Here is a 17,781-nt window from a genome sequence, read left to right as displayed (position 1 = left end):
AAGTGCAGTCACTATCCTTACCTTGCCGTTTGCTGTAAGCCTTCTTCTCTTGATTGAATAACTCTTTCCGCAAAAGTAGCCGGTTTCAATTTATCAGCACCTAAATGTTTATTAACAAGTGAATCTTTCTCAACTTTATTATTTAGTCCTAAATTTTTCTCAAAAGTAGTTTTCTGTTTTGGATCCATTACGCTTTTACATGTTTGTGCGACTTTAGCATTCTCTCCGGTAAACATTTCCGGGCTTTTCTTCGATAACTGCAGAGTAAAATCCATATATTTTTTAGTAAATTCTTTAAGTGCGGTTGTCTTATCATCTTTTGAAATTACAATTTCTGTTATTGCTTTGAAGAACCCCTCAAATGCTTGATTCTTTGCTGCATCTCCTTTCTTCTCGGTAAAAACTTCAATATTATTAATGAATTTTTTAGACCCTGTAAGCCCATCCCATTCATCTCTAACGACGGCTTCTTTAAATAATGGAAGAAGCGACTCCATATATCTGTTAACTATAAGTAATTCTGCTTGTGTTTTATTAGTCTTGGTTGCCATTTTACCCTCTGTGGTTTATCTAGAAATCAGAAGCTAATATAAAATGGTTAACAAATAGTTAACAAATATGAGTAATTTTAAAATTTTTATTCTAAGTAATAATCGGTAAGTGAGATCGGCTTTAAAAGCCGTGTAATTATGAGCTTTGCCCCCCTTTCTTATAGGGCAATAATTTTTCATTATAAGGTTTTATCGGAAGACTTCCGGCTAGTTGATTAAAATAATTCATCTTTGACCATATATGAAAATCCCCGATAATGTATATAGCTCTCTTTGCTCTAGTTAAAGCGACATTTAATAGATTAGGATTTTTTGAAGCCCATTGTAAAGCCCTTTTGGAACTGCCGCCTAGTATAAATATTACTATTTCCGCTTCTTTTCCCTGAAAAGTATGAGCTGTCCCGACGTTTGTTTTCATCCACCGATTAAATTCTACTTTGTTATTAAAAAGCTTCTTGTAGGCCAGATCTTCGTTAAGAAGTTTTCGAAAACCTTGTTTCATGTTCTTAAAAGGGGAAATAACGAAAGTAGACCTTAAATTAATTACCTTATCATTTAATTTATTAATATGCTTTAAAAAGTCAAATGCGACCTCACCTTCCGGTTTAGACCAATTATTTTTTGATTCTCCATTTAAAGTGACATGCGCCCACAAACTATCGGATAATTTTAGGTCAACCTGCAAAGGTTTATTGTTACTTGCGTAAATCATAAGGTTATCATAGACAATGGAATTTGACAGAGTGAACATAGGATCATTACATCTTCTGTGCACTCTTAAGGGAGCACCTACCCAATGACTGTTTTCTTTCCCTCCTGATTGCAGTACCGTTCCTATCGGGTTAGCTCTGTCCGCTAATGTCTGAACCGATTGATTGTACGGATCCCAACTATTTGAAACCTTAAAATATTTTCTAAGTACCAATGACATTACTTCCGGGATAGTCACAGCCGGCTCTATTTGCAGCGGATCCCCCACTATCATTGCTCTCTTCGCTCTAAACAAAGCTCCTGCCGTTATTTGAGGCATAGCTTGCCCGGCTTCGTCTATGAGCAGCCAACCGATCGTATTATTGCCCATACCCTTAAATAGTTTGGAAAATGAAGCAAATGTAGTTGAAACCACAGGAACCGTTAAATGAAAAGTTTCCCAAATATGAGGTATTAAATGCATCTTGTCATAGAGTAATTTTCCTTCGGCTATGACTTGGCGAGCAGCTCTCAGAGTATTAGCAATTTTTTCTCTATTATATAAAATAAAAATTTTATGCAGATTTAGTGCTTCAATAAAAATTTTAGCTCTTATTTCATGCAAGTCAGAAAAATTCCAAGGTGAAGTTTTTTGTAGTTTTTCATCTTCCAATGCCCAATATTCATCATCAGGGAAGTTATCTCCAATTATCTCTTTAGCGGAAAAAAGGGAATTGTTGATTCTATTAAGTTCTTCCAATATATTTTGCTTTTCAGTCTCACAGAGCCTTAAGTCATTGCTCAAGTGCTTTAGTTCTTGTGCATTCTTACTTAAAGCGGTATTTAGCTTACTACTTTTTATCTGAAAGTTTTATTAATAATTGAATTCTTTGATTATATTTTGTATCCCATTCTAAATTTTTTTTACGGTCAAAGAAAAAGTTTAATATTCTTTTTATGAATGAAGGCTTTATTTCTTTTAAATACGCTTTAGCCTTTTCGTGTTCTGATATTTTATCTTCTAATTCTAATTTTTTGAGAAATATTTTTTGCTTACTTTCGTCAACCGATTTAATTTCTTTAGTCAAATCATTATGCTTTAGTTTAATAGTATTTAAACAATCCAGTATCTGGGCTTTTTCTTTTAAAAATTTTTCAATGTTATTCAGCTCATTCTGAATTGAATTAAAACTTTTTATACAAGCTAAAAAGTTTTCCTTAGCTTGTTGCCAGTCTTCAAAGTCTGCATTGTTATCTAATAATAATTTATTAAAAGTTTTATCTTTAGGGTGTATCGGCCAAAATGCGTTAAAGAATTCTTTAACATTTTTTGAACTGCCGAGAGGCGCTGCAGTCAAACCCCAGCATTTTTTACCGAATATGTGCGATGCTACTTCTGAGAAGTAATCTGCCCCCCATTTATCATCGATTGCACCGGCAAGCGGAATCTCCGTCGTAATATTCTTAATTGCCGCATTATTAGGGCTGCTTATAACTATACCATGGCCTAAAAGCTCTTCATTCAGTTTCCAAATTTTATAATTATAATTTGCAATACAAACATTTTCACTTCCAGTATAAGCATCGTCCGGAGAATTAAGGGCAGCTAATTTTTGTGCTCGTAAGACAACAATATTAGCAATAACATCCCGCAATAATGTAGTTTTACCGGTACCGGGAGAGCCGTTTACCGAGAACATCTCTGTTTTTGAATTAAACAGAGTGTTTACCGCAAGTTGTTGTCCTAATACCAACGGGTGATCTCCCTTTCCCGGCCAGCGAGCGACAGCTAAATTATTAGGTGACAGCAGAGTTTGCAAAAGGGTTTTATCTTTTCTGATATCCGCTTTAGGCGGGCAGGGAACTATATTAAGATACTCCAATAGAACTTCGCCTAACGGTTCATTTCTTTTCATATCATCTGAAATTGATTTTAAATCTTTAAAAAAGAAACTATTGAAAAGTTTTAAAGATTCGTTTTCCGACTCAGTTTCAATTTCCTCTATTGAATTATCCTGTATATTTTTAGGTTTAGCAATTTTGCGTATATCTATTCTTACTTGATTTTTTACATCGTACAGTAGTTCCTTCCACTCGGTTATCTGTTTAACGGCACCCACCATTTGTTCAAATAGAGTAAAATTTAGAGGTGCTTGAGTATCAGGTTGCCGTAAATTGCAAAAAATATTTTTAAGCATTTCCTCAATTTTAGTTTTAATCGGATCAAAATTATCCAGCCATATATCAGGAGTAAGATGTCTGACTTTTATCAAACACCCCATGGAAGCGACATAATCCGGAATAGCAATCGAGTCCCCTATGGGATGACCGTTAATATCAACTTCAAAACAAAACAGGTATGACTCGCTTTCCTCATTTTTAGAATTGGAATCGATTAACTCGGAGCCAAGTTCCGCCTTTAACTTTTCAATTATATTTTTGCAATTAATTACCCCTACATAAACGCTGTAAAGCCAGGTATGAGTTTCATCCTCGGAATAGTCAGGATTAAGCCACGGTATTTCCTGATCCCCTAAAACCGTTTTTATCGCGCTATCGTTGTCAAATAATGTAGGAGGAGTAAAACGCTCCACCCAAGACCAGTAGTCGATAATATTTTTGGCTTGTGATAAGTTATTATGCATTCATCTACTCTAAACTTAAAGTTTCATACTCTTAAAGAGGCGAGCTTTACACCCACTAATAACATTTTCTTAGCAATTTGATAGCATTTTTATAATATTAATTGAAAATTTAGAGGGCTGATATGCAATAGTTAAGAACAAAGGCGTTTTAAAGTTTTAATTTTAAATAGTGATTTTTCATTTGCCCTAATATAAAAAACAGGGGATATTATTTATATAGGCAAATAAACAAAGTAAAATTTAGCAGATGGATGAAGCAAAGCAGATAATAGCAAAAATGATTGATAACGGGGAATACTTTAATGACTCCAAGGAATGGTATGCCTCAAAATATTTATACTCTTATACTCAAAAAGCTTATATAGGAATTATCGCAATATTTTCCGTTATTTTTACTATAGTAATATTTAAAACAGTGATGATTGATAATATAAAAAAACTTTATCCTTTCCCCCTCTATTCGGAAGATGAGGTTAAATATTATTCAAAAATTATCCCGGTATCAAAGGGTAGTGAGCCGGTTACGATTTCGGTGGCCAGGTATTTTGCTTCCGCCTATATAAAATCACGTGAAGAATATGACTTTAAAGTAGTAAATGATAAAGAGGCGTGGAAAGAACTGTTAAGGCGGGTGAGGGAACTGTCTTCAAGGAAAATATTTAGTGATTATGTCGATTATATCGATACCACTACTAACCCGGATAGCCCTATAATTAAATATAAAGACAGCATCAAGCGAATAATTCAAATTCAAAATATAGAATTTCCGAAAAATTCCGTTAACCCTGAATCAGCTATAGTTTATTATAAAGCCATAGAACAAACCGATAAAGAAGAAAAAGTTTCATTTTGGAAGACAAGTATAACTTTTAGTATGAGTAATATTGAAAATATTTTAGATAATAAGTCCGAAGTGGAATTTACTATTACTAAGTATGATAATTCGGAGCTCAAGCAAAATAATTAGTATAAATGAAATAATTAAAGCTTGCTTACAACATATGTTTTATGACATAAATATTTGAGGATTAAAATTTTACTTTATCATGAAAATTATTAGGATATTTTTACTTTTTTCACTTTGTTTGAGCATGTTATCCGCCCAAGCAAATGCAACATCTACTCCGCGCCCGATAGGTAATGAAAAAAGAATAAAGATTATAAACTATATGCCGAATACCGTGTTTAAGTTCGTCGGTCATTATTTTTATCAATCTATAATTGAATTCGGCTTAGATGAAGAGATAGATACCATTACCATGGGAACACCGACTCCTTGGCAGATTGTCCCTGCAGGTAACCGCATATTTATTAAGCCTGTAGAAGATGACGCAACTACAAATATGACGGTAATTACCAATAAAAGGATGTATTTCTTTGAAATGCATGCCCAAGATGCGAAAAGCATAAGCGATGATGAGCTATCGTTCGTCGTTAAGTTTGTTTATCCTGAAGACGGCACTATAGGGGGTATTAAACAAGTTAGCTCAAACACCGGGCCTGATTTATCTAAACCTGAATTATATAACTTTAAATATACTATAAGCGGTAATGCGAGGCTAATAGAACCGTTGTTAATATTTGATGATGGGGAGTTTACTTACTTTAAATTCAGAAATATAAATGCTGAAATTCCTGCTTTTTTCCTAGTGGATGACAAAGGTAATGAAGGCTTAATTAATTATAGAGTTTCGGGTGAGTACGTAGTGATTGAAAGGGTCGCTCCCAAGTTTACCCTGCGCCACGGGGTTGATACTTTATGTGTATTTAATGAGCTTATGGAAGCTGACCTTAAGAAGAGGTAGTTGCTTCAAAGCTAATAAAAGGAGAGGAATATGGAGTTCAGGGCTTACATGATAGGATATTGCTTTATCTTTATAAGCAGCAAGGTGAAGAAAAAATAAAAAAACAAATAAGAGTAACTAATAGTAAAGTTTAATTACCGAATTACAAAACCCTCAATGCTTTAAATATTATCAGTTAACTAGTAAAATATTTGTGGTAATATCTTCTCCGAAAACAACTTTAATAAAGTGATGAAAACTTTTATCCACCTAAGGGCACATTCGGATTATTCCCTCGGGATGAGTGCCGTAAAAATTAAGGAACTGGCGAAAAAATGCGTAGAATATAAATTCCCGGCGATATGTCTTGCCGACCATAAAAATTTATTCGGTGCACTTGAGTTTTCACAAGCATGTATAAAATCAGGTGTGCAACCTATAATAGGATGCATTGTAAAAGTTGAATATGATAAAAAACAACTCTAAACCGGAAGAGTTTAGGTGAAGTGCTGCTTATTGCTAAAAACAAGCAGGGCTACCAAAATCTTATGAAGATTGTTAGTCACTCATTCCTTAGCAGTGATAGTTTAGAAGATCCCAATGTTAGCCTTGATTATTTCTTGGAAAATATAGATGGCCTAATTGCGCTTACGGGCGGTAAAGAAAGTGTACTCGGCAAATATGTTCTTGATAATAAATTTGAGGACGGGACAATATTTCTTGAGCAGTTGAAGAAAAGGATTAAGGACGATTTGTATATAGAAGTGCAAAGGAATGTTGATACCTATAACGAAGAGTTTGAGCAAAATATTCTAAAATATGCACAAGACTTGGAGCTAGGAATAGTTGCCACAAATGATATATATTTCCTAACCCCCCAAATGCATATAGCGCAAGATGCGTTATACTGTATAGCAGAAGCCAGAAAGCTTGAAGAGACGGAAAGGCCGAGTGTAAGTAAGGATTGCTATCTCAAAAGCACAGAAGAAATGTTTGAACTGTTTAAGGATCTCCCGGAAGCAATCGAGAACACGGTTAATATAGCAAAAAAATGTTTAGTGTATTCTGAAACTAGTAAGCCGTTACTGCCTAGTTTCTCAACTGCAAATAAAGCTAATGAAGATGAAATTTTATCCGAGTTTGCTAAAGAAGGATTGAGAAAGAGGCTTGCTAAACTACAATACACTATTGATGAAGAGGAGTATTTTAAAAGATTAGATTTTGAGCTTTCGGTAATCATTAAGATGAGATTTGCAGGATATTTCTTAATAGTTTCGGATTTTATAAAATGGAGTAAGAATAACGGAGTTCCGGTAGGCCCCGGAAGAGGATCGGGTGCCGGTTCATTGGTTGCCTGGGCAATTGACATTACTGATTTAGATCCGATAAAGTTCGGGCTTCTCTTTGAGCGGTTTTTAAATCCTGATCGAATATCTATGCCTGATTTTGATATAGATTTCTGTCAGGAAAGACGTGAAGAAGTGATAAAATACGTAAAAGAAAAGTATGGTGAAGATAGAGTTGCAAACATCATAACTTTTGGGAAGCTCCAGCCTAGGGCGGTTTTAAGGGATGTAGGCCGAGTTTTGGGAATGGATTATATGACGGTAGACAGAATCTGTAAAATGGTTCCTAATAACCCTGCTAACCCGGTTACCCTAAGCCAGGCAATTAATCTTGATCGGGATCTGCAAGGTCAAAGAGATACTAATCCGGTTATTGCAAAGTTATTATCTATCGGTTTGCAGCTTGAGGGAATGAACAGGCACGTCTCCACCCATGCCGCAGGTATTGTTATTGCAGATAGGCCTCTTGTTGAAGTTGTGCCTCTTTATAGAGACGATAATTCACCGATGCCTATAATTCAGTTTAATATGAAAGCGGCGGAAGATGCCGGCTTAGTTAAATTTGATTTTTTAGGTCTAAAGACTCTTACCGTGATTTCTTGGGCATGTGATCTAATTAATAAAAAAGAGACTGAAAGCTTTGATATAGGCGAAATTTCATTAGAGGATAAAAAAACTTTTAAGCTACTCTCTAGAGGTGAAACAGTAGGTGTGTTCCAATTTGAAAGTGTTGGAATGAAAGAGACTATTAAAAAATTAAAACCGGATAAAATTGAGGATTTAATTGCTTTAGGTTCACTTTATAGGCCGGGACCTATGGATAACATACCTAGCTATATTAATAGAAAACACGGCTATGAAAAGCCGCAATACCTTCACCCTAAATTAGAAGAAATTTTAAAAGAAACCTACGGTATTATTGTCTACCAAGAGCAGGTAATAATTATAGCGCAGGCACTCGCCGGCTACACTTTAGGCGAAGCTGACCTGTTAAGACGGGCAATGGGCAAAAAAATCCAAGCTGAAATGGATGCCAACCGGGAAGTGTTTATTCATGGCGCGGTAAAAAACGGAATAGATCGAGATTTAGCAGAAGAAATATTTAATTTAATTGATAAATTCGCTAGCTATGGATTTAATAAGTCGCATGCTGCGGCTTATGCTATCATCTCATACCAAACTGCATTTTTAAAAGCTAATTATCCGCTGGAGTTTTTTACCGCTTCACTAAACTTAGAGATAGATGATGCTGATAAGATTAATTTATTCTTAAATGACGCAAGAAATTATAATATTACGATTTTGCCTCCTTCGATAAATCATTCCGAAGCTTTGTTTGTAATAGAAGATAAAGCAATCAGATATGGGTTATCTGCAATTAAAAATGTGGGTAGAAAAGCAGTTGAGGAAATAATAAAGATTAGAAAAGAAGAAGGAGAATTTAAGGATCTGGAAGATTTTTTAATTAAAGCCAGCTTGCGTAATCTTAATAAAAGGATGTTGGAAGGCTTGTCTAAAGCCGGTGCATTTGATTGCTTTAACACCAACCGAAAAAGTATATTTAAAAGTGTGGAAAAAATCATTAGCTGGACTTCCATGCAGGAAGAAAATGCATCCACAAAGCAGGCAAGTTTATTCGAAGATATAGATATCGCCTACCAAAAAATATTTCTGGAAAATGTAGAGCAGTGGAATACCAAACAAACTTTAGAAGCTGAATTTGAAGCTTTCGGTTTTTATCTTTCTTCTCACCCGATTGAAGAATATGCAGTAAAATTAAGAAAAATGAATATTACTTTCGCCTGTGAAATTGATAGTAGGGTAGGGAGTAAATCTTCTAAACTAAATTTTGCAGGTGTAATAACTTCTAAAAAAATTAAGTCTTCAGCAAGAGGTAAATTTGCCTTTATCCAACTATCGGATAAGACCGGTTTATTTGACGTTTCAATCTTTGATGAAAAGCAACTGGTGCAATATAATGAAGAAGGATTATTGGAGGTAGGGAAGGTAGTGTTTATAGTCGCCGATGCAAAAAAAGATAATACAGGTTTAAGGATTATCATTGATAGTATGTCATATATTGAAGATGCTTTAAAAGATGTGAAAACTACTTTAAAAATTACCATCAAAGATAAACAGGCTATAAATATAATAAAAGATAGTATTACGGAAATAGGTATACCTATTAAACTTGCAGTATGTATTGATGGTGAAGGTGAAGTGTTTTTTAAAAATAACAAACCTATCTTTATTGATAGAGAAAAAATTTCTATGCTGAGAAATTCAAGCGCTTTAGAAATTATAGAGGAATAGTCTAAAATGAAAAATCGGGTGGATAATATTTATTTCATACTTGTTGAGCCGCAGATGGGAGAAAACATCGGGGCAGTTGCCAGAGTAATAAGTAATTTCGGTTTCACTAAACTTAGGATTGTCTCACCGCGTGACGGTTGGCCGAATGCTAAAGCAAGTGAGCTTGCCGCACACGGCAAATTTGTTATAGATAGTGCAGAAGTCTTTAATAACTTAAATGAAGCAATTGAGGATCTTAATTTTATAGTTGCTACTTCAGCACAAAAAAGAGATATGCAAAAAGAAGTTTGTAAGCCTGAAGACCTGCCGATTATGGTAGGTAGCAATATTGTCCGAAATGGTGGTAAAGTTGGTATTCTGCTAGGTAGGGAGAGAAGCGGGCTCACTAATGAAGAAGTTATATGTGCTGATATTTTTTGCTCTATAGAAACTTCTGCAATAAATAGCTCGTTAAATATTGCGCAAGCTGCATGTGTTATCGCTTATGAGCTTTCTATCTCGCTTCCGAATGAAATAAAAACTAGCTCGGAAGTACAAGGCCTAGCTAATAAGGCAGAACTGGAATATCTTTTCCGGCATTTAAAACAAGAGCTTGATAAAAAAGATTTCTTTAAAGCAAAGGAAAAGGAGCAAAGAATGTTCCAAAATATTAGAAATACTTTTATAAAAGCCAAGATGACGGAGCAAGAGGTGAGAACCATGCGAGGAATTATAAAAGCTCTTACTTCTGAGAGCAACCTAATAAATTAAAGTAGAAATTAATACTTATATATTTTTAAAGCTATATTCGGGCTTTCTATTTGATTAACTAATCCAATTTGACTATATTCAAATTAGAATAAATATATAGTTTGTAATTGAATAATTCCGTGCCCTTAATCCTTTTTAAATATATAGCAAAGAAAAACATTACTTACTTTCTGGTTATACTTCTTATTGTTTCGATAATGATGCTGATCTTTGATTTTATGGAGTTAGTAAAAATTTCATATAATATTGATTTAAGTATGAGTATGATTTTTAAATTAGCGACTTTAAGAAATTATTATCATGTTGAAAAGACTTTCCCTTTTATCTTTATACTTACCACTATTTTAACTTATGCGAATCTTACCAAATCTTCCGAGCTTATAGTTGCAAGATCATACGGCATGTCAGTTTGGCAATTTATATTTCCTGCAGTAACCGTTGCTTTTGTTTTCGGGGTAATAAACGTTCTTTTTTTAAACCCTATAGGCAGTAGTATGCTAGGGAAATTTGAACGGCTGGAAGCAATACATTTGAAAGGTCACTCAAGCACAATTGCTATATCTAAAAACGGGCTATGGTTAAAAGAAGCTTATAAAAAAGGAAATACAATTATTCATGCTATGAGAGTATCCCAAGAAACTAAGGAACTATTTGAAGTTACCTTCTTTCTGGCTGATAAAAATTATAAGTTTTTAACTAGGATTTATGCTAATTCAGCTAAGCTGGAAGACGGCAAATCGTGGCTTCTATCAGATGTAGATATATCAAATACAGATTATTCATTTGAGCATAAGGATGCATATCAAATGCCGACCAAAATCAGCTTTTTACAAATTCAGGAAAGTGTAATATCTCCGGATACCATTTCAATTTATAATTTACCTTCCTTTATAAAAACTACACAAGAATCAGGGTTTTCAACCCTTAGACATTTAAATTACTTATTCAAAATTGTGGTATCTCCGTTCTTTTATCTTTCAATGGTACTAATCGGGCTGGTTTTTGCTACTAAATCTTCAAGAAGTGGAAGGGTAGGGATTTTTATGTTTTTAGGTATTATGGTCGGGTTTTTAATTTATTTCTTATCTGATATTATAAATGCAATCGGTATTGCAGGGAACATACCAGTTATATTTTCTGCTATTGCTCCCACTTTAATATGTTTTACAATTGGACTTTATCTTGTGTTACACTATGAAGACGGGTAAAAATAGAAATATAGTTGGAAAATAAATTGGTTTTGACAAAATAATGAGGGAAAATTTTATGGCACAAAATGATTTAGGAAATAATGAGCTTGTAATTGAGCAATTAACACTCAAGACTAACGATAAAAATTTAAAACAGTTCATAAAAATCCTTTATTCCAGCTTGCCGTACGATGAATTATCTTTATTTGAAACTGATTATTTATTTAAGGCCGCCGCCTCAACGTTTAGGTTGATGCAAAGCAAAAAAGATGAAGAAACAAAACTCCATATATACAAACCTAATAAGGATAAAGAGCAAATTATCCTGGGAAGTGGTAAATAAAGGATATCCCATTTTTAGTTGATTCAATCAGCAACCAATTAAAAATTGAAGATTTTGATATTCACTTGATCACTCACCAGGCAGTAATGATTGCAAGGGAAGAAGATGGGCATTTTATAAGCTTTTCAGAAAGTAAAACCAGCAGCAAAGAATCAATAATACAATTCCACATCTCTAAATGGTGTGGAGATGAATATCTTGCCTCATTCTATCATATAATTGAGCAAGTTCTAGAGTGTGTTAATCTTGCCGTTAATGATTGGCAGCCGATGCGTCAAAAAATGGAAGATGCTAAAAAGCTGATTGAAAATAATAAATTAAGCAAAGACCCCGAGTTAAAAGAAGAAAATATTAAGTTTTTAAACTGGTTAATTAATGGTAATTTCGTATTTGTCGGGTGTTATGAATCTAAGATTATAAATTCTTCGGTAATCCCTCAGAAAGATAGCGTTATGGGAGGGTTAAAAAATAAAGCTTATTATTTAGAAGAATCTCATTTTGATGGTCAATATGAATCCGAAGATGTTTTATTTATTACGAAATGGGATGGGCACTCGCTTGTACACCGAACCTCTCATATGGATCATGTAATAATTAAACAATTTAATGACAAAGGAAAATGTATCCGTACCATTGATTTTTTAGGCTTTTTTACTTCTTCGGTTTACTACCAATCCGTCAAAACCATCCCGCTTATCAGAAAAAAAGTTTTTAACGTAATTGAGAAATACGGATACCCGGAATATAGCCATAATTGTAAAGAGCTGGTGACCGCACTTGAAAATTTCCCGAGAGGGGAGTTAATACAAATGCATGAAGATGAGCTTTTAGAGACAGCAAAAGGAATAGTTTCATTAGCACTGATGCCGAAAGTTAAGCTATTTGTAAGACAAGATACTTCCAAAAAATTTATTACCTGCTTAATTTTTATTCCAAAATCAAGATTTAGTACGGAAGTAAGAGAAACGATTGAAAGTATGCTTTGCAATGTCTTTAACGGAGTGATCTCCAGTCAGCATGTAAACATTAGTGAATCACAGCTTGCAAATCTGCAAATAACTTTAAAAACCGAGCCGAATAATCTTCCCCTCTATGATGTTACGGAGATAGAAGAAAATATAGTAAAAGCTATTAGTGTCTGGGGTGATTATCTATTGCATGCATTAGGGCAAAAATATTCCCGCAAAGACGCAAAAGCTAAATATGTCATATATAAAGATGCCTTTGATATTAAGTATACATCAAGCTTTACTGCTAAAGAAGCAGTAAGCGATATCGAAATATTAGAATCTTCATTACAGGACAATGCGGTAAAATTTAATCTTTATGAGCATGAGGAATCGGATAAACGAGTACTTCAGCTAAAAATATTTTCTCCCGATGAAAGATTGGCACTGTCATCTACCTTGCCTATTTTAGAACATATTGGTTTCTTTGCCTCGGATGTATTAACATTTAAAGTTTCATTAAAAGATTTAGGAGCGGTTAGAGAATTTTATATCCATCATTTTAGGCTTCAATTCAAATTATCGGAGTTTAATTTAACCAATGAATTTAAACGCAATATAGAAATAGCATTAAATAAAATATGGGATCAAAGCATTGAAGATGATAGGTTTAATAGCTTAATATTATTCAGTAACCTTAACTGGCGCCAGGCTAACCTTCTTAGAGCATATTCAAAATATTTAAAGCAAATTAACTTTCAGTTCACTTTAGAATATGTTGTAGATGCATTGGTAAATAATTATGAACTTACTAAGTTATTAGTTGAGTTGTTCGAGCTAATGTTTAATCCGAATAGAGAGAGAAGTGAAGCAGATATAAATAAACTAATTGCTCACATTAATGAAAAACTTGCCGCGGTAAAAAGCATTACTGAAGATAAGGTTATCAAAACCTTGTTAAATATAATACAAGCAACTAAAAGAACTAATTACTTCCAAACATATGAGAACAACCAGCATAAAGATTATTTATCACTAAAAATTACTTCATCGGAAGTTATGGATATTCCATTGCCTAAACCTTACGCGGAAATCTTTGTATTTTCAAAAAGAGTGGAAGCCGTGCATTTAAGGGGAGGTAAAGTAGCAAGGGGAGGATTAAGGTGGTCTGACCGTTCGGAAGATTTTAGAACTGAAGTCTTAGGACTTATGAAGGCTCAAATGACAAAAAATGCCGTAATAGTTCCTGTCGGCTCTAAGGGAGGTTTCGTGCTTAAAAGTACAACACCTAACATGAGTAGAGAAGAAGTATTTCAAGAGGCAATTGATTGCTATAAGACTTTCTTAAGCGGTTTATTGGATGTTACTGATAATATAGTGGATGGAAAGGTAGTAGCGCCTAATGATGTAGTAAGATTTGATGATGAAGACCCTTATCTTGTGGTTGCAGCAGATAAAGGTACGGCAACATTCTCTGATCATGCCAATGAAGTTTCTTTAAAATATAATTTTTGGCTCGGCGATGCTTTTGCTTCGGGAGGATCTGCGGGATATGACCATAAGAAGCTTGGTATCACAGCTAAGGGGGCATGGGTATCGGTTGAAAGACATTTTAGAGAACTGGGAATGGATATTGCAAAAGATCCGTTTACTGTGGTCGGAATCGGCGATATGTCCGGAGATGTGTTCGGTAACGGGATGTTATTATCCGAGAAGATTAAACTGGTTGCCGCATTTAACCATATGCACATCTTTATTGATCCAAACCCTGAGCCTGAGGCTAGCTTCAAAGAAAGAGAGAGGCTATTTTATCTGCCGCGCTCACAGTGGTCAGATTATAATGCTAAGCTGATTTCGGAGGGAGGAGGAATATTTAGTAGGACTGAAAAAACAATTAAATTATCTCCACAAATTAAACAAGCATTAGATATTACGGAAGATATATTATCACCCGATGCATTAATTAAAGCTATTTTAGAAGCGCCGGTTGATTTGTTGTGGAACGGAGGAATCGGTACTTACGTGAAGGCTACCAGCCAAACTAATGATAAAATCGGTGATAAAGCCAATGATAACTTAAGAGTCAACGGTAAAGACTTAAGATGTAAGGTAATCGGTGAAGGCGGAAATTTAGGTTTCACTCAATTAGGTAGAATAGAGTATGCAAGGAGAAGCGGAAAAATTAATACCGACTTTATTGATAACTCGGCAGGTGTGGATTGCTCCGATCATGAAGTTAATATTAAGATAGCTTTCTCTGAAGCTTTGAATAGCTCTAAAATTACTTTAGAGGAAAGAAATATTATTCTTGACCAAATGAAGGATGAAGTTTCTGAGCTGGTTTTACAGGATAATATGAAACAAACTCAGATTATCAGCATTGAAGAAGAGAGAGGAAGTGAGAATTTGGATCAGCATGCATGGCTGATCAAGCGCTTGGAGTCTAAAAAAGAATTGGATAGAGATATAGAATTTTTGCCTTCTATAGAGCAGATATCTACCTTAAAAGCAGAGGGAGGTAAACTGACGAGACCTGAAATTTCCGTACTTATAGCTTATTCTAAAAATTCAATTTTTAATATGCTTTCCGAATATAATTTTTTAAAAGATAAGTTCTTTTATAAATATTTGCTTAAGTATTTTCCAACAGTGTTAAGAGAAAAATCTAAAGATTTAATTGTTGAGCATAAACTCAAAAACAAGATTGTTGCAACCATGATGACCAATGATTTTGTAAATATGCTTGGTTGCTGTTATTTCCATCAACTACTTGACGATACAAGCCATGACCCGGAAGATTTAATCAAAGCGTTTACAGCTATACGAGAAATATTCGATATATCCAAATATTGGAAACTGGTGGAAGATCTAACCGGAAAAGTACCGCCGCAAATTAAAATATTACTATTTAAGGAGCTCCAAAATTTACTTAAAAGGAATATTAGTTGGTTTTTAAGACATAATCATTCTTTAAATAATTTAGATGACATAGTTAAGAAATATAAAGCCGGTGTAGATCAAATATTATCTAATTATAATGATCTGGTTTCAAATACTTTACTTTCTGAAATTGAGTCGTTTACTCATATGTTTGATGGATATGATATACCTTCGGAACTAATGGATGGTATCATTACGCTTAAGGCCGCGGTTTCCGCATGTGATATAGTAGTTATTGCTGATAATATAGAAGAGGATGTGCTTAAAGTCGCTAAAACATTTTATTTACTGGGCGAAAAAATGCACCTGAACTGGATGCTATCTCAGGCAAAAAAATATACATCTAACCAGTATATTGAGAATGTTGCTTTAAGGTCAATTATTAGTGAAATTGAAGATATACATATGGAATTGACTAAGAAGGAAATATTGCTGCAAAAAGAAACTGTTAAAATAATCGATGATAGCATAGATGCATGTTGTTTAGTTAAGACCTCGGATAAGGAGCAATATAACCAATTTATTTCCGAGCTTAAAGCCAGTCATTCCGATTCTTGGGTATCATTATTAATTATTGCGGTAAGAAGAGTTAAGGAGCTAATGAATGCCTAGCAAAAAAGAAGTAAATTTTTATAAGATTCCTGAGGCAAACTTTTTTAAAGTATTGCCCAAATTGTTGGAAAGTATAGTGACTAGAGGGAATAGGATTGTATTGCTTGCTGCAAATGATGAGCAAATAAGCTCATTAGATGATTTGTTATGGGTATATAGCCAGCTTTCTTTTCTGCCCCATGCTACCTATAAAGATGGGCTAAGAGAAGGAAACCCTATATATATAACTACTTCTGAACAGGATAATATTATAAAAGCTAATTTTATTGCTGTTGTTGCAGAAAATTATATCCCTTCCAACCTTAATAATTTTGAAAAATATTTGTTTTTTTATAATGAGCAGACTCTTAATATAACTAAAGATAAAATAAAAAAAATTAATGAAATGGGGGGAGTATGTAACTTTATTACCCAAGATCAAAAAAGCCAATGGATAAAATCAGAGAGTTTATTATGAGTAGAATAATGTTATTTTTATTACCTGCTGTATTGCCGTTATTATTATATGTCGTATCATTTATTTACAGTAATAGAAAAGCATTAAGATACGGCAATAAACAACCTAAGTTTTTTTCAAAAGAATTATATAAAGCTTTTATTACCGGTATGGTAATTGCTCTAATATGCTTTTGTATATTTATCTTCACTAATTTTTACTACCAAACTGAAGGTTTATATATTCCGGCAAAAATTGTGAATGGTGAGCTTGTAAAAGGACATAATAATTAAATATGTCGTAATTCCCCCTCAAGACTTGGCTTCAACCTGAAGTTTGCCTTTCTTCTGTTCAATAAAGATGTAAAAGCTGGCTGAAGCTATGACGCAAGCTCCGATTATTAAATGTGAGCCGGGATATATATTATATACAAAATAGGAAGCAATGCCCATGAAAATTAACCGGCAATAACTAAACGGCATAAGAACCGTGATGGGGGCAAATTTATAAGAGAGAAATAATACGGTAACATTAGTAACTCCTATAACGCTGATAATTGAAGCATCAAATATGTCAATCATTTCCACCGGTTGCCAATAGTATAGGGCAAACGGAAAACTTATTATGGATGACCACATAAATGTATAAAATGTCTGAAGCATATAATGTTCGGTAGTCGTTTGCTTTTTACAGGTTATGTCATATCCTGCCCACATAAGGGTGGAAGCAAAAGCAATAATCAGTCCTTCAACCTTAAATTCATAAATGTCAGGCTTTAGAATGATAACCATTCCAATTAAGCTAATTAAAATTGCCCCCGCACATTTTAAATTTAATTTTTCTCCGCAAAAAAGGGTGGCAAGTAGGGTAGTCCAAATAGGTACCATATAGCTTACTGCACTTGCTTCATTAAGCCCGAGTAAATGTAGAGCCTTAACCCATAAAACAAGTGCAGCAAAATTTAAAACGGCGCGTAATATATAAGCTGCTAAAACCTTCGGGGCTAATGAAAAACTGATTTTCTGTTTAATTATAAGTAGATAAAGATAAGCCACAAAACAGCCGAACAATACTCGCAGAAATGAAATCTGTATAATAGGCAGCTTACTGCCTAAGGTGATCATTAAAACCGACATAATAGTGAATAATAATATATTACAAAATTTTAAGCCGATGGCCAGGTTGTAATTCTTTTGCATAATCAATTATTTAGCCTGTTACCTTTTAAAGTTTA

At 34.0% G+C, this 17,781-nt stretch carries 13 protein-coding genes and 1 pseudogene; 10 read left to right on the top strand and 4 right to left on the bottom strand.

Annotated elements, in window-relative coordinates:
- Positions 1-17: 17 nt before the first annotated feature.
- From I862_RS05225 to I862_RS05215, 3 genes are all read right to left on the bottom strand, one after another.
- A complete protein-coding gene (locus I862_RS05225) occupies positions 18-551 on the bottom strand; it encodes a hypothetical protein (protein WP_038539693.1) in 534 nt (177 codons plus the stop codon).
- Positions 552-687: 136 nt separating this feature from the next.
- A complete protein-coding gene (locus I862_RS05220; RefSeq protein WP_038539689.1) occupies positions 688-2,046 on the bottom strand; it encodes a DEAD/DEAH box helicase in 1,359 nt (452 codons plus the stop codon).
- Positions 2,047-2,092: 46 nt separating this feature from the next.
- A complete protein-coding gene (locus I862_RS05215; protein ID WP_038539685.1) occupies positions 2,093-3,886 on the bottom strand; it encodes a DEAD/DEAH box helicase family protein in 1,794 nt (597 codons plus the stop codon).
- Positions 3,887-4,133: 247 nt separating this feature from the next.
- Here I862_RS05215 and I862_RS05210 point away from each other — a divergent pair, with 247 nt between their 5' ends.
- The 10 genes and pseudogenes from I862_RS05210 (at position 4,134) to I862_RS05175 (ending at position 16,840) form a co-directional block, all read left to right on the top strand.
- The gene (locus I862_RS05210; protein WP_038539683.1) at positions 4,134-4,853 is read left to right on the top strand and encodes a VirB8/TrbF family protein; all 720 of its coding nucleotides are present in this window, start codon (positions 4,134-4,136) and stop codon (positions 4,851-4,853) included.
- A 79-nt stretch (positions 4,854-4,932) separates the two neighbouring features.
- Complete coding sequence (virB9, locus tag I862_RS05205; protein WP_038539680.1) at positions 4,933-5,691, top strand: P-type conjugative transfer protein VirB9; 759 nt, start codon at positions 4,933-4,935, stop codon at positions 5,689-5,691.
- A 231-nt stretch (positions 5,692-5,922) separates the two neighbouring features.
- Positions 5,923-6,156 carry a PHP domain-containing protein gene (locus tag I862_RS08710; protein WP_052646483.1) on the top strand — a complete coding sequence of 78 codons (234 nt, stop codon included), beginning with the start codon at positions 5,923-5,925 and terminating at the stop codon, positions 6,154-6,156.
- A gap of 14 nt (positions 6,157-6,170) precedes the next feature.
- A pseudogene (gene dnaE / locus I862_RS05200) lies at positions 6,171-9,329 on the top strand (DNA polymerase III subunit alpha); the annotation flags it as partial.
- 6 nt (positions 9,330-9,335) lie between these two features.
- Positions 9,336-10,079 carry an RNA methyltransferase gene (locus I862_RS05195; RefSeq protein WP_038539677.1) on the top strand — a complete coding sequence of 248 codons (744 nt, stop codon included), beginning with the start codon at positions 9,336-9,338 and terminating at the stop codon, positions 10,077-10,079.
- A gap of 119 nt (positions 10,080-10,198) precedes the next feature.
- On the top strand, positions 10,199-11,287 hold the full coding sequence (gene lptG, locus I862_RS05190; RefSeq protein WP_158499274.1) for an LPS export ABC transporter permease LptG: 1,089 nt from the start codon (positions 10,199-10,201) through the stop codon (positions 11,285-11,287).
- A 58-nt stretch (positions 11,288-11,345) separates the two neighbouring features.
- Positions 11,346-11,612, top strand: coding sequence for a hypothetical protein (locus I862_RS07905; protein ID WP_052646481.1), 267 nt, complete (start codon positions 11,346-11,348; stop codon positions 11,610-11,612).
- Positions 11,609-16,111, top strand: coding sequence for an NAD-glutamate dehydrogenase (locus tag I862_RS05185; RefSeq protein ID WP_084173798.1), 4,503 nt, complete (start codon positions 11,609-11,611; stop codon positions 16,109-16,111). The genes I862_RS07905 and I862_RS05185 overlap by 4 nt, the downstream gene beginning before the upstream one ends.
- Complete coding sequence (locus I862_RS07900; RefSeq protein ID WP_052646479.1) at positions 16,104-16,568, top strand: DNA polymerase III subunit chi; 465 nt, start codon at positions 16,104-16,106, stop codon at positions 16,566-16,568. The genes I862_RS05185 and I862_RS07900 overlap by 8 nt, the downstream gene beginning before the upstream one ends.
- On the top strand, positions 16,565-16,840 hold the full coding sequence (locus I862_RS05175; protein WP_158499273.1) for a hypothetical protein: 276 nt from the start codon (positions 16,565-16,567) through the stop codon (positions 16,838-16,840). The genes I862_RS07900 and I862_RS05175 overlap by 4 nt, the downstream gene beginning before the upstream one ends.
- Positions 16,841-16,858: 18 nt before the next feature.
- On the opposite strand, the gene I862_RS05170 is transcribed toward I862_RS05175, so the two are convergent.
- Entirely contained in the window at positions 16,859-17,746 is an 888-nt protein-coding gene (locus I862_RS05170; RefSeq protein WP_038539667.1) for a DMT family transporter, read from the bottom strand.
- Positions 17,747-17,781 lie beyond the last annotated feature (35 nt).

The organism is endosymbiont of Acanthamoeba sp. UWC8 (assembly GCF_000730245.1).
Lineage (GTDB): Bacteria > Pseudomonadota > Alphaproteobacteria > Rickettsiales > Midichloriaceae > Jidaibacter.
Note: the sequence above shows the minus strand (reverse complement) of the source record. Positions and strands in the feature narration are given on the sequence as shown.